The sequence below is a fragment of the Marinobacter sp. LQ44 genome (assembly GCF_001447155.2).
Lineage (GTDB): Bacteria > Pseudomonadota > Gammaproteobacteria > Pseudomonadales > Oleiphilaceae > Marinobacter.
This window is the reverse complement of record NZ_CP014754.1, coordinates 4,253,940-4,273,636: the sequence shown is the minus strand read 5'-3', so window position 1 is coordinate 4,273,636 and position 19,697 is coordinate 4,253,940. Positions and strand designations below refer to the sequence as shown.

The 19,697-nt window shown below is 58.1% G+C and carries 20 protein-coding genes; 4 read left to right on the top strand and 16 right to left on the bottom strand.

Translation table 11 applies throughout. The annotated features are described in order from the left end of the window. Positions 1-10: 10 nt before the first annotated feature. From putP to ASQ50_RS19520, 12 genes are all read right to left on the bottom strand, one after another. The gene (gene putP, locus ASQ50_RS19575) at positions 11-1,501 is read right to left on the bottom strand and encodes a sodium/proline symporter PutP (protein WP_058090422.1); all 1,491 of its coding nucleotides are present in this window, start codon (positions 1,499-1,501) and stop codon (positions 11-13) included. A gap of 301 nt (positions 1,502-1,802) precedes the next feature. Then, complete coding sequence (locus ASQ50_RS19570) at positions 1,803-2,582, bottom strand: AraC family transcriptional regulator (RefSeq protein ID WP_058090421.1); 780 nt, start codon at positions 2,580-2,582, stop codon at positions 1,803-1,805. A 98-nt stretch (positions 2,583-2,680) separates the two neighbouring features. Then, positions 2,681-3,322, bottom strand: a complete 642-nt coding sequence (gene tmk, locus ASQ50_RS19565; protein ID WP_058090420.1) for a dTMP kinase — start codon at positions 3,320-3,322, stop codon at positions 2,681-2,683. Then, positions 3,322-4,383, bottom strand: a complete 1,062-nt coding sequence (mltG, locus tag ASQ50_RS19560) for an endolytic transglycosylase MltG (protein ID WP_058090439.1) — start codon at positions 4,381-4,383, stop codon at positions 3,322-3,324. Before mltG ends, tmk begins: the two co-directional genes overlap by 1 nt. A gap of 5 nt (positions 4,384-4,388) precedes the next feature. After that, the gene (gene pabC, locus ASQ50_RS19555) at positions 4,389-5,207 is read right to left on the bottom strand and encodes an aminodeoxychorismate lyase (RefSeq protein WP_058090419.1); all 819 of its coding nucleotides are present in this window, start codon (positions 5,205-5,207) and stop codon (positions 4,389-4,391) included. Between the two features lie 7 nt (positions 5,208-5,214). Then, positions 5,215-6,462 carry a beta-ketoacyl-ACP synthase II gene (gene fabF, locus ASQ50_RS19550; RefSeq protein ID WP_058090418.1) on the bottom strand — a complete coding sequence of 416 codons (1,248 nt, stop codon included), beginning with the start codon at positions 6,460-6,462 and terminating at the stop codon, positions 5,215-5,217. Between the two features lie 125 nt (positions 6,463-6,587). Beyond that, positions 6,588-6,821, bottom strand: a complete 234-nt coding sequence (gene acpP / locus ASQ50_RS19545; RefSeq protein ID WP_008938713.1) for an acyl carrier protein — start codon at positions 6,819-6,821, stop codon at positions 6,588-6,590. Between the two features lie 132 nt (positions 6,822-6,953). Then, positions 6,954-7,697 carry a 3-oxoacyl-ACP reductase FabG gene (gene fabG / locus ASQ50_RS19540; RefSeq protein ID WP_058090417.1) on the bottom strand — a complete coding sequence of 248 codons (744 nt, stop codon included), beginning with the start codon at positions 7,695-7,697 and terminating at the stop codon, positions 6,954-6,956. Between the two features lie 15 nt (positions 7,698-7,712). Then, complete coding sequence (gene fabD / locus ASQ50_RS19535) at positions 7,713-8,651, bottom strand: ACP S-malonyltransferase (RefSeq protein WP_058090416.1); 939 nt, start codon at positions 8,649-8,651, stop codon at positions 7,713-7,715. 125 nt (positions 8,652-8,776) lie between these two features. Continuing rightward, positions 8,777-9,781: a phosphate acyltransferase PlsX gene (plsX, locus tag ASQ50_RS19530; RefSeq protein ID WP_216646179.1), complete on the bottom strand. Its 1,005-nt coding sequence runs from the start codon at positions 9,779-9,781 to the stop codon at positions 8,777-8,779. A 43-nt stretch (positions 9,782-9,824) separates the two neighbouring features. Continuing rightward, complete coding sequence (gene rpmF, locus ASQ50_RS19525) at positions 9,825-10,004, bottom strand: 50S ribosomal protein L32 (RefSeq protein WP_011785345.1); 180 nt, start codon at positions 10,002-10,004, stop codon at positions 9,825-9,827. A 30-nt stretch (positions 10,005-10,034) separates the two neighbouring features. Further along, positions 10,035-10,592, bottom strand: coding sequence for a YceD family protein (locus ASQ50_RS19520; RefSeq protein WP_058090415.1), 558 nt, complete (start codon positions 10,590-10,592; stop codon positions 10,035-10,037). Between the two features lie 143 nt (positions 10,593-10,735). Between ASQ50_RS19520 and ASQ50_RS19515 the strand changes: the two genes are divergently transcribed. After that, positions 10,736-11,338, top strand: coding sequence for a Maf family protein (locus ASQ50_RS19515; protein WP_058090414.1), 603 nt, complete (start codon positions 10,736-10,738; stop codon positions 11,336-11,338). A 19-nt stretch (positions 11,339-11,357) separates the two neighbouring features. Here the strand turns inward: ASQ50_RS19515 and ASQ50_RS19510 are convergent, their stop codons facing one another. From ASQ50_RS19510 to rluC, 3 genes are read right to left on the bottom strand one after another with little or no spacing between them, the layout of a single operon-like run. After that, complete coding sequence (locus ASQ50_RS19510) at positions 11,358-12,413, bottom strand: S49 family peptidase (RefSeq protein ID WP_058090413.1); 1,056 nt, start codon at positions 12,411-12,413, stop codon at positions 11,358-11,360. Positions 12,414-12,439: 26 nt separating this feature from the next. Then, on the bottom strand, positions 12,440-13,087 hold the full coding sequence (locus tag ASQ50_RS19505) for an HAD family hydrolase (protein ID WP_058090412.1): 648 nt from the start codon (positions 13,085-13,087) through the stop codon (positions 12,440-12,442). Then, positions 13,087-14,163: a 23S rRNA pseudouridine(955/2504/2580) synthase RluC gene (gene rluC, locus ASQ50_RS19500; RefSeq protein ID WP_058090411.1), complete on the bottom strand. Its 1,077-nt coding sequence runs from the start codon at positions 14,161-14,163 to the stop codon at positions 13,087-13,089. The genes ASQ50_RS19505 and rluC overlap by 1 nt, the downstream gene beginning before the upstream one ends. A gap of 590 nt (positions 14,164-14,753) precedes the next feature. On the opposite strand from rluC, the gene rne reads away from it, so the two are divergent. Continuing rightward, positions 14,754-17,876 (top strand): ribonuclease E, encoded by a 3,123-nt coding sequence (rne, locus tag ASQ50_RS19495; protein WP_058090410.1) that lies wholly within the window; start codon positions 14,754-14,756, stop codon positions 17,874-17,876. Between the two features lie 2 nt (positions 17,877-17,878). Continuing rightward, a complete protein-coding gene (locus tag ASQ50_RS19490) occupies positions 17,879-18,421 on the top strand; it encodes a YecA family protein (RefSeq protein WP_058090409.1) in 543 nt (180 codons plus the stop codon). 3 nt (positions 18,422-18,424) lie between these two features. Here ASQ50_RS19490 and ASQ50_RS19485 read toward each other — a convergent pair whose 3' ends face one another. Continuing rightward, positions 18,425-19,291 (bottom strand): PHP domain-containing protein, encoded by an 867-nt coding sequence (locus ASQ50_RS19485; protein WP_058090408.1) that lies wholly within the window; start codon positions 19,289-19,291, stop codon positions 18,425-18,427. A gap of 87 nt (positions 19,292-19,378) precedes the next feature. Here ASQ50_RS19485 and ASQ50_RS19480 point away from each other — a divergent pair, with 87 nt between their 5' ends. Further along, positions 19,379-19,678, top strand: coding sequence for a YciI family protein (locus tag ASQ50_RS19480; RefSeq protein WP_058090407.1), 300 nt, complete (start codon positions 19,379-19,381; stop codon positions 19,676-19,678). The last annotated feature ends 19 nt before the right edge of the window (positions 19,679-19,697 follow it).

The window sequence follows — 19,697 nt, the reverse complement described above, 5'->3', positions numbered from 1 at the left end:
GTGAATACTGTTACCGCTCGATATGCTGGTATTCGCCGGCATCGCTGGTCGCCAGGGTGACCACCACGATGGCGATGAACGCAGCAATGAAGCCTGGGATGATTTCATAGACGCCCGGGCCACCCATGAAGCTGCCGTTCCAGCCCAGAGCAATCCACGCCATTACCGTGACAGCACCTACGATCAGGCCAGCCAGTGCACCGGCACCGTTGGTGCGTGACCAGGTCAGGCCGAGAATGATCAGCGGGCCGAAGGCGGCACCAAAGCCTGCCCAGGCGTTACTGACCAACGCCAGCACCTGAGAGTTGGGATCAGAAGCAATGAGCGCTGCAACCAGACCCACCGCTACAACACAGGCACGGCCAATGTTCACACACTCCTTGTCGGAAGCCTCTTTACGCAGGAACAGGCGATAGAAATCCTCGGTCAGGGATGAGGAAGCCACCAACAGCTGACTGGAGATGGTACTCATAACCGCAGCCAGCAGAGCCGCATACAGGAAACCGGTGATCAACGGATGGAACAACAGGTCTGCCAGGATAATGAAGATGGTTTCCGGGTCAGCCACGTCCATACCGTTACGGATCGCATAGGCACGGCCAAACACACCCAGGGAGATGGCGCCAATCAGGGAGATGGCCATCCAGGACATACCGATGTTACGGGCCACAGACACTTCGTGCACGGTGCGGATCGCCATGAAACGCACGATGATATGCGGCTGGCCGAAGTAACCCAGGCCCCAGGCTACTGCTGACAACCAGCCGACCAAGGTCAAACCCTCAGTCCAGGACAGCAACGTTGGGTCTACACTATTCAGAGTTTCAGACGCCTGAGCGAAACCGCCGCCGCCTTCACCGAACAGTACCACTGCCGGCATCAACACCAGAGCCAGCATCATAATGCAGCCCTGTACAAAGTCGGTCATGCTCACCGCGAGGAAACCACCAACCACGGTGTACGCCAGAACGACACCGAGAGTGATCACGATACCTACGCCATAGTCGCTCAAACCGCCGAAGTTGAAGATGCCGGAAAAGGCACTTTCAAACAACTTGCCGCCTGCAACCAGACCAGACGCCGTGTAGACCGCAAAAAATACAACGATAACAATCGCCGACACCGTGCGTAGCGGCAATGCTTTGGTTGGAAATCGGTTGGCCAGGAAGGCTGGTATGGTGAGGGCATTACCGTAGTGAACAGTTTGTTCACGCAACCTCGGGGCAACGATCACCCAGTTGATAAACGCACCGACAAACAGGCCGATACCAATCCAGGCACTGGCAAGGCCGGTTACGTACAGGGCCCCGGGCAGGCCCAGAAGCAGCCAGCCACTCATGTCGGAAGCACCGGCCGACAACGCCGCTACTTTTGGGCTGAGCCCACGTCCACCCAACATATAATCTTCAGCTGTCGCCGAGGCTTTCCGCATGGCGTAAACGCCAATGCCGATCATAATCGCAAAATACGCAAATAGACTGATCCAAACGCCAATAGCCATAAGGCTCCTCCGGTTTATTGAGTCGGACTGAGTCCGCTCTTAAGGCACAGGTACCACATCACTGTAGGTTGACTGGCCGTTGTTCTTGTTTACCCAAAATCCATCCGAATTGGAGCGAGGCAAGCCCCCGCACAGCCACTCCTTCACTATAGTTATTATTCACACCTTTACGACCAGGATTGCCGAGCAAAAAGTGCGATTCTACAGATGCATTAAGTTAGTATTACTACGGACCTACAGCTTACAAAATCCTACGATTCTTTTGCATAATCCTACGGGACTACCGAATTTACCGCCCAGTTCAGGCAACACTTTCATTAATCTGCAATCTGGAGGGTGTTGTGCCCTTGTATTTGCGCAACGCATTGGTCAAGGCACTCTGGGAGGAGAACCCGGTTCGGTAGCTTATTTCCGACACCGAGAGAGACGATGAAGCGAGCAGGTTAGCGGCCTGCTCAAGGCGGGTCTGCAGCAGAAACTGATGAGGGGTTATGCCCGCCACCTCCCGAAAAACCTCATGGAATCGACTGACACTGAGGCACGCCTCACTGGCCATTTCCTCAACAGTGATTTTTCGATGCAGGTTGGCCAGGATATAACGTCGGATCGCCTCAGGGCTGATGCTTGCCCGGCTGGAAGACTGGACCTGACGGTCCACAATGCGGTCCGCCATGCAGTAAAGAATACTCGAAGCCAGATGCTGCTGCAGGGTGAGGTTGTCTGGCGCGCGGTCAAATTCCCCGGCGGTAAACTGAACCAGTCCCTGTAGCCGGCTGTCCATCTGCAGGGTGCGCGGCTTCTCGAAAAACCGCATCATCCGTTCGTAATCCGCATGGGCCGGCGTATTGATAGCTGGGGTGAGCGGGTCAAGATTGATCACCAGAACGTGGTTCTGATCATCGCCACAGTAATCGTGGCTTGCCTCAGTGGGCACAACACAGGCTTTCCAGGTATCCAGGTGAGCCCCGGTGCCACCGACACTCAACTCAGCCTCTCCCCTCACCCCGATGACAATCTGGTGGTGTTCGTGCCGATGCTGGTGAGCGGCGATAGGAAGCTTGAGAAGTTTTGCATTGAGCATTACTGCTGCCGGCCGTTAACTGAGAATGTACATCAATTAAAGCAGAACATTACAAAAAGTGCACGAAATCGACGCAACTATGGCCGTATTCCGGCTAATCATGCGGACTTCGTCATTCTAACCAGGGCGGTCAACAACGCCGACACACTGGCCGATACCTGTTCCAGCGGCAAAGCCGCGTTAACCACATGGTACGTAGCCGGCATCGCCGTTGCCCTCTCCAGGTAGGTATCCCGTATGCGCTGGAAAAAAGCCTGGGCTTCCTGCTCAAACCGATCAAGCTCTCCGCGCTTTTGGGCCCGGGCCATGCCAGTTTCCACAGGTGCATCCAGCAGGATCACGTGGTCCGGCCGTACGTCACCCTGCACCAGGGTTTCCAGCAACGCGATGCGCTCGGCGGGCACCCCCCGGCCGCCGCCCTGATAGGCAAAGGTGGCATCGGTGAAGCGGTCGCACAGCACCCACTGCCCCTTGTCGAGTGCCGGAAGGATCCGGTTATGCAGGTGCTGGGCCCTCGCCGCGAACATCAACAGCAATTCTGTGGTTTCATGAACCGGCTCTTCCCGGGGCGACAACAACAACTCCCGAATGTTTTCCGCCATAGGCGTGCCACCGGGCTCCCGGGTGACAATAAAATCGATGCCGAGCTGCTTGAGGGTGTTCGCAGCGTTTTCCAGCTGCGTGGATTTGCCAACGCCTTCGGTGCCCTCGAAGGTAATGAAACGACCTCTGGTGTGCATCATTCTTCCCGGCTGTTGTTCAGGGTTCCCGGTGCCGGAAACGAGCGATAGTCTTCACGACGATTCAACTGATACTCCCTGACCGCTTTCTGGTGCTCCGCAAGGGTTCGGGAGAACTTGTGGCTACCATCGCCCCGAGCAACAAAGTACAGGGTGTCGCCTTCTTCCGGATGCAAAGCGGCGTGCACAGAGTCCCGCCCGGGCAGCGCAATCGGCGTGGGCGGAAGACCGTTGATTCGATAGGTGTTATAGGGCGTGTAGGTTTGTAGATCGCTGCGGCGAATACGGCCCTGGTACTGGTCCCCCATGCCATAGATTACTGTGGGATCCGTCTGCAGCCGCATACCTTTGTGCAAGCGCCGCACAAACACGCCCGCCACTTCCCCACGCTCCCAGGGCACACCGGTTTCCCGCTCAACGATAGAAGCCATGATCAGAGCTTCATAAGGGGTATCGTAAGGCAACCCTTCGGCCCGGTTCTGCCATTCTTCCTCAAGCACACTCACCATACGATTGTGGGCACGCTTGAGAATATCCAGGTCAGACTCGTTGGAGCTGAACATGTAAGTGTCCGGAAAAAACCAGCCCTCCGGGTGCTGGTCTTCAGCACCTACCGCCGCCATGACGTCTTCATCAGACCAGTCAGTGGTGACCTTTTTGAGCCGTTCAGTGCGCGCCAGCGCAGCGCGCATGTCCCGGAACGTCCAGCCTTCGATAAACTGGACCGACCACAGCTTTACCTTGCCTTCAACCATGGCGTCTACCATGGCGACTGGTGTCATTCCGGGCAAGAATTCGTAGTCACCAGCCTTGATCCTGGTCTTGTCCGGGTAGAGGCGGCCATAGAGCCTGAGCCAGAGGGCATCCGACACATAGCCCGCATTCTCCAACTGGCGGGCCACCCGGCTGAATGCTGTGCCTGCTGGCACGTTAAACAGCACCGGTTCTTCCAGCGCAACGGGTTGCTTCAGGGTTTGCAAACCCTGCCAGGCCCACAGGCCACCGCCGGCAGCAGCGAGCACGAATACAGCAACAACAACGATCAGTAACTTCTTGAACACGCGAATCAATCCAGTCTTGCCGGTGAACCGACGATTGTCGCAAGTCGCTGGTCAACAGGCAAATCGTGCCCGGCCAGATTGCGAACCGGCACCACCCCGACAACACTGTTGCTGAGCCACAGCCCCTGACAGCAGCCACCCAATAGCATATCGAGCGTCAGTGGCATTTCCCGGAATTCGTGGCCGGCAATTCTCAGCCGGTCAAGCACGTAACGACGCATCACACCCGCAACCGCCAGGGTTGAAGCAGGCGGTGTCAGCCATACGCCGTCAAACAGCACGAACAGATTGGTCCGGGTGCCTTCCACCACATGGCCATCACGATTGCTCATCAGCACTTCAAAGACATCCCCTTGAAGCTCACGGGCCGCCATCACCTGCTCAAGTCGGTTCAACGACTTGATCCCGGCCAGAAGCGGGTTCACTGTCAGCGGAACACGGGAGAAATCGGCCACCACACCTTCCGGCCCGGGAACACTGGGGAAGGCGGAATGGGACACAATGAGAGACGGCTTCATGCGGGGCTCCGGGCGGTAGCCCCGCCCACCCGAACCACGGGTGAGGGTCAGTTTGAGCACCCAGTTTGAGGACGGGTACAGGCCGGCATACCGCTCTAGAGCACTGCTGCAGGCCGCCTCAAGTGCCGGGCGCGCCACCGGGATGGCAAGCCGGCCGGCATCACGGACCATCCGGTCAAGGTGATAACCCAACAGGCTGGCCTTACCGCCCATGATGGCAATGGTCTCGAACAGACCATCGCCGTAGGCAAGGCCCCGGTCTCCCGGTGGAACCCCACCGTCTTCAGCCCACAACAGATCAAACACGGTAGGGTCAGTCTTCGTAACGACTTACAATCAGCGTGCCGTTGGTGCCGCCAAAACCGAACGAATTCGACAGAGCAATCCGGACGTCCGCCTCTCGGCTCTTATGCGGCACCAGGTCCAGATCACAGCCCTCGTCTGGCTCATCCAGATTGATGGTCGGCGGCAAAACCCCGTCGCGCACGGCCAGTATCGAGAAAATGGCTTCGACAGCGCCAGCAGCTCCCAGCAAGTGGCCGGTCATGGACTTGGTGCTGCTCATGGCAAGCTTGTGTGCGTGCGCACCAAACACCGTCTTGACCGCTGCCACTTCCGCTACATCCCCGACCTGGGTGGAGGTGCCGTGGGCATTGATGTAGTCAACCTGCTCCGGTCGCAGACCTGCGTCACGGATGGCGTTGACCATAGACCGGCCGGCACCTTCGCCAGTGGCGGGCGGCGCCGTGATGTGATGAGCATCATCGCTCATACCAAAACCGATCACCTCGCCATAGATGGTGGCTCCGCGAGCCCGAGCATGCTCCAGCTCCTCCAGCACGACCACCCCGGCACCGTCACTCAGTACGAAACCGTCACGGGCCTTATCCCAGGGACGACTGGCTTTTTCCGGCTCATCGTTGCGGGTAGACAACGCACGGGCAGACGAAAAAGCCGCCACGCCAGAGCGGGTTGTCGCCATTTCCGAGCCGCCGGCCAGCATCACGTCCGCATCGCCATAGGCAATGGTTCGGGCAGCGTAGCCAATATTATGGGTGCCGGTGGTGCAGGCCGTGACAATGGCAATATTCGGCCCCTTGTAACCAAAGCGAATGGCAGCGTTGCCGGAGATCATGTTGATAACCGAGGCGGGCACAAAAAACGGAGACACCTTACGGGGGCCAGATTTCTCCATCTGGATCACGTTCTTCTCGATGCATTCCAGGCCACCGATGCCGGACCCAATGGCAATACCAACCCGCTCCTTGTCCAGATCTCCAAACTGTTCCAGGCCACTGTCGTCCACCGCCTGCTGGGCAGCAATCAAACCATAGTGGATAAAGGCATCCAGTTTGCGCGCTTCCTTGCTGGACAGGTAGGGTTCAATGTCAAGATCCTTGATCGCACCTCCAATCCGGGTGCCATAGTCAGTTGCATCAAACCGATCAATCAGTCCGATACCGCTGCGCCCTGCCCGGATAGCCGCCCATGACGACTGTACGTCATTCCCCACCGGAGACAGCATTCCCATGCCTGTGACAACAACCCGTCGTTTACTCATAACCCTGTTCACCTGATTATTCCGTGTAACATCCAAACACTGAGACTTTCGTTCCACCAATAAAAAAGCCGTCCTTCATCAACCCCAAAGGACGGCTTTAGCCTGGCTATCTGATCAGCAGAGTATCAGGTGTGCGCGACGATGTAGTCGATCGCGTCCTGAACCGTGCCCAGCTTTTCGGCCTCTTCATCAGGAATTTCAGTCTCGAATTCCTCTTCCAGGGCCATAACCAGCTCAACAGTGTCCAGTGAGTCAGCGCCAAGATCCTCTACAAAAGAAGATGTGTTCTGAACCTCGGACTCTTTCACGCCCAACTGTTCACAAACAATCTTCTTAACGCGCTCTTCAACTGTACTCATAATGTCCTCACTTTATGTGTCAACCAAGCAACTCTATGGCTGCCAGTTTAGTTTAAACCCTACCTGCAAACAAGCAGGGATTCTGTCAAACATGTTGTGCGACAAGGGGTTGCACATCAGCCCGCAACGGGCTTAACCCATGTACATGCCGCCATTCACATGAATGGTTTCTCCGGTAACGTAAGCAGCGCCTTCCGATGCCAGGAACGCCACCACCGAGGCAACCTCCTCCGGTGACCCGAGGCGGCCAGCCGGTATGATTTCCAGCATAGCCTCACGCTGCTTATCGTCCAGTTTTTTGGTCATATCCGTGTCAATAAAACCGGGCGCCACGCAATTGGCGGTAATGCCACGGTTGGACATCTCTTTCGCCAGGCTACGAGTGAAACCCTCCACCCCGGCCTTGGCTGCACAATAATTACCCTGCCCGGGGTTGCCCATACCGGCCACCACCGAGCTGATGTTGATAATCCGGCCCCAACGGGCCTTGGCCATGCCGCGAAGCACCGCCTTACTGGTGCGATACACACTGGAAAGGTTGGTTTCCAGCACGGCAGCCCAGTCATCGTCTTTCAGACGCATCAGCAGGTTATCACGGGTGATGCCGGCATTGTTGACCAGGATCGCAGGCGCACCGGATTGCTCAGTCAACTGCTTCAGGCCCGCTTCAATGCTTTCCGGTTCGGCTACGTTCATCACGATGCCATAACCCTGGTAGCCGGCTTCTTTCAGGCCACTGGTGATGGCTTCTGCGCCGGTTTCGCTGGTCGCGGTACCAATGACTTCCGCACCCTGGCGAGCCAGCTCATGGGCAATGGCTTTCCCAATACCACGGCTTGCGCCGGTAACCAGCGCAACCTTGCCTTCCAAAGACATAAACTACTCCATTTATCAGGACCGGCCGAATGCCGCCAGGGCGCCGGCCAGAGAATCGGGATCTTCAATACCGTGCACGGGCAAACCACGCTCAATCCGTTTAATCAACCCGGCAAGCACTTTACCAGCACCGCATTCAACCGCAAGCGTCACTCCTTCATCACTGAGCGTGCGGATCGAGTCTGTCCACAACACAGGAGAGTATAGCTGCTTCAGAAGATTGCTCTTGAGCGTGTCTGCATCTTTCACAACAGCAGCTTTTACATTCTGGACCACCGGGATGACAGCATCGTTAAACCGGACATCTTCCAGTGCTTCGGCCAACTGTTCGGCGGCACCTTTCATCAGGGCACAATGGGACGGTACGCTCACCGGCAGCGGCATCGCCTTGCGCGCCCCCCGCCCCTTGCAGGCTTCGATAGCCCGATCAACGGCAGCGGCGGAGCCGGCAATAACCACCTGCCCCGGGGCATTGAAGTTCACCGCAGCCACCACTTCGCCCTGGGCCGCCTCTTCACAGGCTGCGACAACGTCCGCGTCTTCCAGCCCCAGAATCGCCGCCATGCGACCTTCACCGGCAGGTACAGCGTCCTGCATCAGCTCGCCACGGAGCTGAACCAGTTTGACTGCCTCAATGAAATCGAGGCTCTCCGCTGCCACCAGTGCGCTGTACTCACCCAGACTATGACCCGCGACGAAATCAGGACGCGGCCCATCCGATACACACCACTGGCGCCACAGGGCAACGCTGGCGGTCAACAGGGCCGGCTGGGTAATCATGGTCTGATTCAACTCTTCAGCAGGACCATGCTGGCACAGATGCCAGAGATCGTAGCCAAGAACGTTAGACGCCTCATCGAAGGTTTCGCTGATCATTGGCCACGCCTCGGCAGCATCCTTAAGCATGCCGACCGATTGAGAACCTTGTCCGGGGAAAATAAACGCTGATTTCATAAGCGGAATCTTATCGTCATTGAGGGGTTACTGGAGATTAGCCAATAGTACAATTCAGGCCAATTATCCGCGATTAACCCTGAAAATGCGGGTCTACTTTAGTCGGGACCCGACCGGGAAAGGCATCATAACATCAGATCATCGAGTCTTTCGTTGATCCTTCGTGGCACTTCGAGCTCTACTTCCCGAACGGCCTGGCGAATAGCGGCCAGCATGGCGCGCTCGTTGGCATTGCCATGGCTTTTAATGACTACACCCTGGAGCCCTAGCAGGCTTGCACCGTTATGACGGGACGGATCCATTAACTGCAGAAGGCGGCCGATAATCGGTTTTGCCAACCAGCCCACAAAGCGACCATAAAGCGAACGGGTAAACGCCTGCTCAAGAAGCTCGATCAGCAATCCGGCGACGCCTTCGCCGGTTTTCAACGCAATGTTGCCGACAAAGCCGTCACAGACTACTACATCAGCCACGTCCCGAAACAGGTCACTGCCCTCGACATAACCGATATAGTTGATGGTGTCGCATTGAGCCAGCATATGGGAGGCAAGGCGAACCTGCTCGTTGCCCTTGATCTCTTCCTCGCCAACATTAAGCAAAGCAACACGAGGCTCAGGCTGGGCACAAATGGCCGAGGCCATGAGCGAACCCATCAGCGCATACTGATACAGATTCTCCGCCGTGGAATCGACATTCGCCCCGAGATCCAGAACATGGCAACGGCCACGGAGGGAGGGAATAAGCTTGGCAATGGCCGGCCGCTCTATACCGGGATACATGCGAATGATGGACCGGCCAAATGCCATCAGGGCGCCGGTATTGCCGGCACTGACACACCCCTGAGCCTCGCCGTCCCGGACCAGCCCAAGCGCAATGGCCATGGACGAGTTTTTCTTGTGCCGAATGGCGTGGGAAGGACGCTCGTTCATGCGCACCACATCCGCTGCCTCAACAATGCGAATGCGTTCGTGCCCATCAATCAACAAGGCCTCGAGCTCGCTCCGGATTCCCACCAGAACAAGACTCAAGGCCTCATTTTCACGCACTGCTTCCAGCGACGCATGAACCACCACCTCGGCGCCACGATCACCGCTCATGGCGTCGATAGCAATGGTGACCGGTTTACTCACCGCTCGTCCATGCGTCACGGGTCAGAAGGGGGTCCCGACGATCTTACTCGTCGCGAGCCTCAACAACCTGCTTTCCGCGGTAAAAACCGTCCGGAGAGACGTGGTGACGACGATGAACTTCGCCAGTGGTTGCATCTGTAGACAGAGCGGCGGCGCTCAGTGCGTCGTGTGAACGGCGCATGCCACGCTTGGAACGGGTCTTGCGATTTTGCTGTACAGCCATGGTTATGCTCCTGACCTATTTACGAAAACGTTAATGCTTTGTCGTCTTGAGACCCGCCAGCACACTGAACGGGTTATCTTCTCTTTTCTTTACCTCTGGCTCACTGGCTGCTTTTGAGGGCTCCAGTGCCTCCAGGTCTTCCTTTGCCGGGCATTCGTCCCTCTCATGAAGAGGAAAGGGTGGTAATACCAGCAATAGCTCGTCTTCCACCATGGCCCACAAGTCTGCGCTGAAATCCTCAAACAGGAAGGGCTCCAGCGCTTTTGGCAACCGTTGGGCCTGTTCATCATTGATGACCAACCCCAGATCAAAACGGGACTCCAGTGTCGTATGCATATCTGTCATGCAACGCTGGCATTCCAGTGTGACCGGCGCAGACAGTTCGCCCGACACAACCCTTCGGCGCTCGCTATCCTGATAAAAGGACAGCTTAACATGGCATTCACCGCCATCCTGCAAGCCAGGAACTGCTTCCCGAAAACGAGCGAGACCCTTGAGCGGAATTACCCCCTCAAGTGTTCTGTTCTGCTCAGCCAACCGGATAGGGTCAACGGATTTCGGCAGTTCGGCGATCGGCGCTTTAGACATAGGCGCGCAATTTTAGGGGCGCGACCCGCCTCTGTCAAAGACTTAATCCACTTTCTGTCGGGGGTTCCGCTCCGTGTAGGGGTATTTTACGATATGGGCCGGTAAACCTGACCAGATCCATCCACCATCTCTACAAGGCAGCCATGACCTCACCCGGCCTTTTGCTTGCGTCATCATCCCCTTACCGCAAACGCCTGCTCGAGCAGCTCGGCTTGCCCTTTGAGACAGCCAGCCCAGATATCGACGAATCGCCGCTACAAGGCGAACGACCGGATGCTCTGGCGGTTCGACTGGCCACCCAAAAAGCCCAGGCGCTTGCACCGGAGCACCCTGGAAAACTCATCATCGGCTCGGACCAGGTCGCCGCCCTGCCGGACGGCACACTGTTAAGCAAACCAGGCAGCTATGAGCGGGCGCTTGAACAACTTAGCCAGAGCAGCGGGAAAAGCGTGCATTTCCTCACCGGCCTGGCGGTGCTCGACACCCGCACAGGCACTCTGGAACATTGCTGCGAAACCTTTATTGCACATTTCCGCAACCTTACCAGGGAGGAAATCAGCAATTACCTGCGCAGAGAGCAACCCTATGACTGCGCTGGCAGCTTCAAGATGGAGGGGTTAGGCATAACCCTGTTCAAGAGACTGGAAGGGCGAGACCCCAACAGCCTGATTGGATTGCCTCTGATTGCCCTGAACGAGATTCTGATTCGGCTCGGCAACAACCCACTGCTACTCCCCGAACCATAATCCGGGGTATAGCAGACAGTTAACGCAATTCGAGGCGCGATTCCAACATCCGGGTAGCGACACCCTCGCCGACCGAGACGCCCAACTGGTCCACAAGCTCACGGAAGGGCGAGCGACGGCGACTGTAGTCCACCAAGTTCTCCTCACCCACCAACTGACGGGCCACCCAGGAGGTACTGCCCAACCCATCCACCAAACCCAACTCAAGGGCTTGCTCGCCACTCCACACCAGACCACTGAACAACCGCTCGTCGTCTGCCAGGCGATCACCCCTACCCTCTTTCACGGCGTTGATGAACTGCTGGTGAGTGTTTTCCAGCACGCTCTGCCAGAAAGCAACATCTTCATCGCGCTCAGGCGAGAATGGGTCAAGGAAAGCCTTGCTCTCTCCAGCGGTATAAAGACGACGATCCACCCCGATCTTGTCGAGCATTTCACTGAACCCGAACCCACCGGCAATAACACCAATCGATCCCACCAGACTGGCTCGGTTGGCATAGATTTCATCAGCCGCCGCCGCGATGTAATAGGCTCCAGAGGCGCCGATGTCAGAGATAACCGCATAGACCTTCTTGTCTGGGTACTCTTCCCGAAGGCGCTTGATTTCATCGTAGACATAGCCCGCCTGCACCGGGCTACCGCCGGGACTGTTGATCCTCAAAACCACCGCCTTTGAGCGCTCAGCCTCAAACGCATTGCGCAGCGAGGTCACCAGGTTATCGGCGCTCGCCAGCTCGTCTGCAGCAATCGTCCCCGCGACCTCCACCAACGCGGTGTGGTGGCCTGCAGCGGATTCAACGCTGTCGCCCAGCGGCGATCGAATAAAGAACAACAACGCGAACAGATAGCCGAATGTCAGAATCTTGAAAAAGATCCCCCAGCGACGGCTTCGGCGCTGCTCGGCCTGAAGCGACATCACCAGCTTCTCGATCAGTCGCCAGTCGCGCCCCGACTCCGGCGGCAACGCCGGCTCTTTACCGCCAAACAAGCCTCGCTTTCGCGCCGGCGCACTTTGCTCGGGCCCCGCAGGTTTGTCGCCCCAGCCCGGCTCTTTATCCGGTTCCCAGTCACTCATCCGCTATTCCTTAACCACAGAAAACATCAAAGCCCCAGCGCCCGCCGGAGCTCATCAACCGAACTGACGACGGCGTGGGGATCATACTGTTCCAGCACGTCACGCTTGTGCACCCCCCACTCCACCCCGATCGCTGGCATACCAATACGGCGAGCCATATCCAGATCGTAACGGGTGTCGCCGATCATCACCGCCTGCTCGGGCCGATAACCGTAGAAATCCAGTATTTCCTCGAGCATCAGCGGGTCAGGCTTGGATTTGGTTTCGTCAGCGCAGCGGGTAATGTCGAAATGGCTACCCAATCCGCTGGAGGTGAGCGCCACTTCCAGACCCCGACGGCTCTTGCCGGTGGCCACCGAACAATTCCGGCCAGAGCCGCGCAAGTCGGCCAGCATGTCGGCCATTCCCTCGAACACATTCTGAGGCGTGGTCACTTTCTGGAAAAAGTACCCTGCATAACCCTCGCGAATCCGCATCATCTCCTCGCGACTCAACCCCGGGTATAGGCGCTCCAAAGCCTCAATCATGCCGAGACCAATGATGTCCCGATAGGCCTCTCGCTCCAGCTCTGGATACCCAAGCTCCGTTGCAGCCTGGTGCAAGCTGTCTGCAATGTGGTCCACGGAATCAATCAATGTTCCGTCCCAGTCAAAAATAACAACCTTTACGTCCATCAATAACTACCCTTGCTGCGTTGCTCAAGCTCTTTGAGCACCTTGGCGAACGGCTCATCATACGGTGCTTCGAGGCTCATTGCCTCATCAGTTCCCGGCAATGTGAACTCAAGAGCCCTGGCATGAAGCATCAGCCGCTGCCCGCCGATGGCTCGAAATGCCTTGAGACTGGCATCGTCCATATATTTGTCATCACCGGCTATCGGGTGGCCTGCATACGCGCTGTGCACGCGAATCTGGTGGGTACGACCGGTTACCGGCGACGCCTGCACCAGACTGTACCCCTGGTATTGCTGCAGGCAGCGAAACAGAGTCAGCGATTCTTTGCCTTCGGCACTTACTTTTACCCGCCGTTCTCCGTTCGGCATCTCATAGCGCAGGAGCGGTTCACCTACCCGGCCGACACCTGCTGGCCAGGCGCCCGCTACCAGGGCGTGGTAGTGTTTACGAATGCGCTTGTGCCGCAGTTCATCCTGAAGAAAACGCAACGCTGACCGTTTTTTAGCCACCATCACCAAACCGGACGTGTCCCGGTCCAACCGGTGCACCAGCTCCAGGAATTTTGCCTGCGGCCGGGCCGACCTGAGCACCTCGATCAACCCGAAACTCAGGCCACTGCCACCATGAACGGCAATGCCAGACGGCTTGTTCACCACCAGCATATCGTCGTTCTCAAACACCACTGCCGCTTCCATAACCGACTGCACCCGATCGCCGGGCGTCGGCGAGTCCTGCTTGCTCTTCTGGACGATCGGCGGAATGCGCACCACGTCGCCAGCCTGAAGGCGGGAATCCGGCCTCACCCGGCCTTTGTTGACTCGCACCTCACCCTTGCGAACGATTCGGTAAACAATGCTTTTCGGCACACCACGCAAGCGGGCAAGAAGGAAATTATCGACCCTCTGCCCGGCCATATCCTCGTCCACCGTCACCCACTGGACACCCTTCTGAACCTGGCCTGCTGGCAACTCCCCGCGACGCCCACCAGGGGGCACTGGCGCTGTCTGGCCCGATCCACCATGGGACGGATTACCGCGTTTTGGCGGCTGACGGCGGGCTGCTGGCTTGCGCGACATGGGATACCTTTTACTGGGTGATAAACGCGGGATTGAACGAACACCGCTTTACTGTTATATTCCGGCGTGCTCTGCCGTTTGTCTACGGCCTGACGAACTCTGGTCAGAAGCCGGAGCGGCAGCAGTATACCGACACTGATTAAGAGATTGAACGCCGAAGCCCAATCATTACCGGGCCCGGCGTGAAACAAACTCCCGGACCACAGGGCAGACCCAGAGAGGCTGCGACCTGCCCGGGAGAGGAAAAACCGACCGGAAAACCGTCGGGCGACATCGCGAAGAATCACTACCATGCAAACCCGGGCCGTCCAGCAAACCAATACGACGTGAGACCCAGGAGTTTGTGTGAACCTGAAAACGGATATTATGCGTCAACAGACACTCACCCTATTCGACCTCTCCCTGCTGTCAGGCAGGCGGATTGTCGGCGGTGGTCTCAGACATACAGGATCAAACCCCATACGGGTTTGATCCGTCTGGCCGCCGGCCCGCCCTGCTGTAACAGGGCCCGCGGCACGCACATCCCGCTTCGCTGATGCGAACGCCCCAGGTTTTCTGTCACCAACAAACGACAGGAACCCTTTCTTTCCATGAAAAGAATGCTGATCAATGCAACTCACCCTGAAGAGTTGCGCGTAGCTCTGGTAGACGGCCAACGGCTTTTTGACCTGGATATCGAATCCAGCACCCGTGAACAGAAAAAAGCCAACATCTACAAAGGCCGTATCACTCGCGTAGAACCCAGCCTTGAAGCGGCGTTCGTCGACTTTGGCGCAGAGCGCCACGGCTTCCTCCCGCTGAAAGAAATCTCGAAAGAGTACTTCAAGAAGTCTCCCGGCCAGATCGAAGGCAAGATCAACATCAAGGATGTTCTGTCTGAAGGGCAGGAAGTCATCGTGCAGGTTGATAAAGAAGAGCGTGGCAACAAGGGCGCAGCCCTGACCACCTTTATCTCCCTCGCCGGTCGCTACTTGGTACTGATGCCCAACAATCCCCGCGCCGGTGGCATTTCCCGCCGCATCGAGGGCGATGACCGGGCACAGCTGAAAGACGCCATGAACGGCGTACAAGTGCCGAAGTCCATGGGCATCATCGTACGCACCGCCGGTATTGGCCGTACCACCGAAGAACTCCAGTGGGACCTTGATTACCTGGTGCAGTTCTGGGAAGCCATTACCCAGGCCGCTGGCGAGCGCAAGGCGCCCTTCCTGATTCACCAGGAAAGCAACGTTATTATCCGGGCCGTTCGTGACTACCTCCGCCAGGACATCGGCGAAGTCCTGATCGACGCTGACGGCGTTTATGAAGACGTTCTCAGCTTTGTGCGCGCCGTGATGCCCACCTTTGAGAACAAGATCAAGCTGTACAAAGATGAGATCCCCCTGTTCAGCCGGTACCAGATCGAAGGCCAGATCGAAACCGCGTTCCAGCGGGAAGTGAAGCTGCCTTCCGGCGGCTCCATTGTGATCGACCCCACCGAAGCACTGGTCTCCATTGACATCAACTCCTCCCGGGCCACCAAAGGTCACGATATCGAGGAAACTGCCCTGCAGACCAACCTGGAAGCGGCAGAAGAAATCGCCCGCCAGCTGCGCCTGCGGGACATGGGCGGGTTGATCGTTATCGATTTCATCGACATGACACCCGCTAAGCACCAGCGCGAAGTCGAGCAGAAAATGCGTGAAGCCCTGGAAATCGACCGGGCCCGCGTTCAGGTAGGCAAGATTTCCCGCTTCGGCCTGCTGGAGATGTCACGTCAGCGCCTGCGCCCCTCCCTGGGTGAAACCCGCAGTGAGGTGTGCCCGCGCTGTGAAGGCCAGGGTACCATCCGGGGCATTGAATCCCTGGCCCTGAGCATCATGCGACTGATCTACGAAGAATCGTCCAAGGAAAAGACCGCCGAAGTCCGAGCCATCGTACCGGTGTCCGTAGCTACCTTCCTGCTGAACGAAAAACGCAAGCAGCTGGCCGACATCGAGGCACGCCAGGGCGTTTCCGTGGTGGTTGCTCCGGTGCCCAACATGGAAACACCGCACTTCGAGATCATCCGCCTGCGTCAGGACGAAGCAACCCCTGAGCACATTGCCAGCCACCAGGTTGCTCAGGAATACAACGAGCGGGAAGAAGAAAGCGCCGAAGTACAGACCACTGAAAAGCCGGTTCGTGAACAGGCTGCCGTAAAGGCCATCCGCCCCACAGCCCCGGCCCCGACAGCACCTCAGGCCGCCGCTGAACCAGCAGAGCCGGAGGAAGGTCTGTTCCGCAAGCTCGGCAAGAAGATTGCCTGTTTCTTCCGCGGCGAGCAGGAGCAAGCCGACGCCAAACAAGCCGCCGGCAACCGTGACCGCGCCGGAGAGCGTCGTAACCAGGGCCGCCAGGACCGTCGTAAATCACGGGTAGCCCGCGACGACCAGCGCCAGGGTGGCAATCGCACCGGAAACGACCGCCGTCAGGGTGGCCAACCAAACCGCGCTGATGACAACCGCAACCGTAATCGCGGCAACCGCAACGATGACCAGTCCCGCAATGCCCAGAATCGCTCAGGGCAGCAGGACAAGGTTGGCGAGAACCGTGGTGCTGACAACAAAGGCGGCGAGAACCGTCGGGATAACCGCAAGGATTCGCAGGGTCGCAACCAGAACCGCAACCGTCCGCAGCGCGATGCGAAAGACCAGAAAGACAACCGCGAGCCGCAGGATGCCCAGAAGACGCCGGCCGAGACCAAGCAAGGCGACGACAAGCGTCGTAAGCCGCGCCGCCAGCGTAATCGCGACGGCTCACCTGCCGAGTCTCCGGCCAGCACACCGGCCGCACGCAAGGCAGAGCGCAGCGAAAGGCACCAGAAGGATACTCAGCCCGAGAAAGGCGTAGAGACCGGTCACGAAGAGGCGAAGCAACAGCCAGGCCAGCAACCGGTTGAACAGCCCAAGAAGGTTGAAGCGCCGAAGAACGCTGCCGCAGAAGACAAGGCCACGGTGGAGACACCCAAGGCTGAAAAGCCTGAACAGCCAAAAGCCGACACGGCGCCAGAAGAAAAGGCTGAGAAACCGGCACAGCCTGCTAAGCAAGGCAGCCCGACTGACAGCCAGAAAGCGAGCGACACTACCGACGCCAAGGCTGACAACGCTCAGCCGGCTGACGCTCCTGAATCGGGTAACGCCGAGAAGGATAAAGAGCCCAGGGAACCTCGTAAGGCTCGCCCGGCAAACCGTCAGCGCAAACCGAAAGCCGCAGACAAGGCTGCCGATAGCGGCAAGGCTGAAGCGCCGGCCACCAGGGCCGACAGCGAAGAAAAAGCAGCAGAGCCGACTGACAAGCCGGATGCAATGCCGAAGTCCGAGGATAAGCCTGCCGAAGCGTCAGAAGCTCCAAAGGCCGAAAGCAAAGTAACAGACAGTGAAACGGCGGATACCCCAAAGCCGGTAAAGGCAAAACAGACTGAAATTGCCGAGAAGCCTGCGAGTGAAGAGCCAAAAGCCCAGCCAGAGGCCCCTGAGCCTAAGGCCGAGGCTGACAAGGCAAAACCGGAAGCCGAGGCAAAGACTAACTCAGAGCCCAAGGCAGAAGTAGAAGTCGATGATGCGCGGACTGCTCCGGCACAGGACGAAATGCCAGACGTTCCGGTCACTCCGGGCCGCGCTTACAACGACCCACGCGAGGTCCGCAAACGCCAGCGTGCGGCCGCCGAAGCCAAAAAGGCCGGGAGTAACTGATTATGCTGACCAATTCGGACATCGAGGCGCTGGAAGACATACTGTTCGCGGAGCCCTGGGGGGATGAAGCCCTGGATTTCTTCGGGTTCCACGGCGTTGTGTGTGCAAGCGTTATCGGCCCGGTCAGCCTGGGGGCGGAAGATCTCTTCCGCCTTGCCACCGGCTCTGACACCCTGCCAGACGGCAAGGTACCGGAGGTCTTCGCTCACTGCGTGAAGGTCTTGGCTTCTGATATGGCCCATGCCCTGGACATGGGCCAGCCACTGGAACTGCCGGAACCGGAAGACGGTGACCCGATGAACGCACTGGAAAACTGGTGCGCCGGGTTTGTGGATACCTTTCTGGAAAATGAAGAGGCCTGGCTGGATGCCGCCAGCGAGGAAGACGTCGCAGACCTGATGGTGCCGATGCTTACCCTGTCCGGGCTGTTCGAGGACGAAGACTTCCAGAACGTGCGCAACGATGAGAAGTTGTCTGCCCGCATGGCGGAGGCCATTCCGGATTCACTGACCGATCTGTACCTGCTGTTCCACGCACCGGACTGAGTCCTAAACGCTCACCGGCTGCCTGAAATGATGCCAGACGGGCTCCAGCCCCTCTGGCATTTTCATTATCCGGCCCAGCTCGCACCAGGGCGCGCCGGGAAAATGAAAGTCGCTGCCCTGAGACGCCAGCAACTGCTCCCGCCTTGCCAACTCTGCCACAAACCCCAGATCACCACTGGACTGCCCGGATACCGATACCTCAATCGCCCGACCACCAGCCCGGCGAAAATCCGCCGTCAATTCACGCAGGCGGGTTGCCGTCAGCCGGTATTTGCGGGGATGCGCGAGTACAGCGATGCCACCAGCGCCAGTGATCCATTGCACCACTTCCGATAGCTCGGGCCAGCAGGCCTTCACATCACCGGGCTTACCGGCACCGAGATAGCGTTTGAACGCGTGGGCGGTCTTTGGCACCACCTCGGCGTTCACCAGAACCTGGGCAAAATGCGGCCGTCCGGGTACATCGCCTCCGGCCAGAGCTGTCGCTTTCTCCAGCAACCCGTCAACCTTCAGGCGAGCCAGCTTATCGGCAATCAACCGCGCTCGTTGCCAACGGTTCTCGTTCTGCTGCGCCAAAGCCTCCAGAAAGGCGGGGTCCGCTTCGTCGAAGTCCAGGCCAACCACATGAATGGTGTGGCTGCGCCAGACACAAGACAACTCGACGCCGCTGATCAGTGACAACCCCAGGTCCTGCCCTCGGGCGCGGGCCTTAGCGAGACCAGCAATGGTATCGTGGTCGGTCAGTGCAAGATGGCTGACGCCCTGCTCTGCCGCCCGAGCAACCAAATCCTCCGGCGTTAACGCGCCATCGGATGCGGTGCTATGGCAATGCAGATCAATGCACGGTTTCGGGTCTTGAGGTATAGTCACAAACAGTCCTGAACTGGGCGGTAGCCGCCAGTGTACCAGTGTTGGCTATCCGGCCCTAACCAAACCGAGATTTGCACCGGAGCACCCATGTATTACGCCATTATCAGCGAAGATGTCCCCAACAGCCTGGCCCTGCGGATGACCGCCCGCCCGGCTCATGTTGCCAGGCTGGAAGCATTGAAAGCAGAGGGGCGTTTGCTGGTAGCCGGCCCCCACCCGGCCATCGACTCCCCGGACCCGGGCGAAGCCGGGTTCAGCGGCAGCCTGGTCATTGCCGAGTTCGAGTCGTTGGAACAGGCTCAGGCGTGGGCGGATGCCGACCCCTACATTGAAGCGGGGGTGTATCAATCCGTTACCGTCAAGCCCTATAAGGTTGTGCTGCCCTGAGCTGCCGACAGCCCAGCCT

Excerpts from the sequence above, each read along its gene's own strand:
- putP (WP_058090422.1), bottom strand. The coding sequence starts at position 1,501 with ATGGCTATTGGCGTTTGGATCAGTCTATTTGCGTATTTTGCGATTATG.
- ASQ50_RS19570 (WP_058090421.1), bottom strand. The coding sequence starts at position 2,582 with ATGCTCAATGCAAAACTTCTCAAGCTTCCTATCGCCGCTCACCAGCAT.
- tmk (WP_058090420.1), bottom strand. The coding sequence starts at position 3,322 with ATGCACACCAGAGGTCGTTTCATTACCTTCGAGGGCACCGAAGGCGTT.
- fabF (WP_058090418.1), bottom strand. The coding sequence starts at position 6,462 with ATGAGTAAACGACGGGTTGTTGTCACAGGCATGGGAATGCTGTCTCCG.
- acpP (WP_008938713.1), bottom strand. The coding sequence starts at position 6,821 with ATGAGTACAGTTGAAGAGCGCGTTAAGAAGATTGTTTGTGAACAGTTG.
- fabG (WP_058090417.1), bottom strand. The coding sequence starts at position 7,697 with ATGTCTTTGGAAGGCAAGGTTGCGCTGGTTACCGGCGCAAGCCGTGGT.
- fabD (WP_058090416.1), bottom strand. The coding sequence starts at position 8,651 with ATGAAATCAGCGTTTATTTTCCCCGGACAAGGTTCTCAATCGGTCGGC.
- rpmF (WP_011785345.1), bottom strand. The coding sequence starts at position 10,004 with ATGGCTGTACAGCAAAATCGCAAGACCCGTTCCAAGCGTGGCATGCGC.
- ASQ50_RS19520 (WP_058090415.1), bottom strand. The coding sequence starts at position 10,592 with ATGTCTAAAGCGCCGATCGCCGAACTGCCGAAATCCGTTGACCCTATC.
- ASQ50_RS19515 (WP_058090414.1), top strand. The coding sequence starts at position 10,736 with ATGACCTCACCCGGCCTTTTGCTTGCGTCATCATCCCCTTACCGCAAA.
- ASQ50_RS19510 (WP_058090413.1), bottom strand. The coding sequence starts at position 12,413 with ATGAGTGACTGGGAACCGGATAAAGAGCCGGGCTGGGGCGACAAACCT.
- ASQ50_RS19505 (WP_058090412.1), bottom strand. The coding sequence starts at position 13,087 with ATGGACGTAAAGGTTGTTATTTTTGACTGGGACGGAACATTGATTGAT.
- rluC (WP_058090411.1), bottom strand. The coding sequence starts at position 14,163 with ATGTCGCGCAAGCCAGCAGCCCGCCGTCAGCCGCCAAAACGCGGTAAT.
- rne (WP_058090410.1), top strand. The coding sequence starts at position 14,754 with ATGAAAAGAATGCTGATCAATGCAACTCACCCTGAAGAGTTGCGCGTA.
- ASQ50_RS19490 (WP_058090409.1), top strand. The coding sequence starts at position 17,879 with ATGCTGACCAATTCGGACATCGAGGCGCTGGAAGACATACTGTTCGCG.
- ASQ50_RS19480 (WP_058090407.1), top strand. The coding sequence starts at position 19,379 with ATGTATTACGCCATTATCAGCGAAGATGTCCCCAACAGCCTGGCCCTG.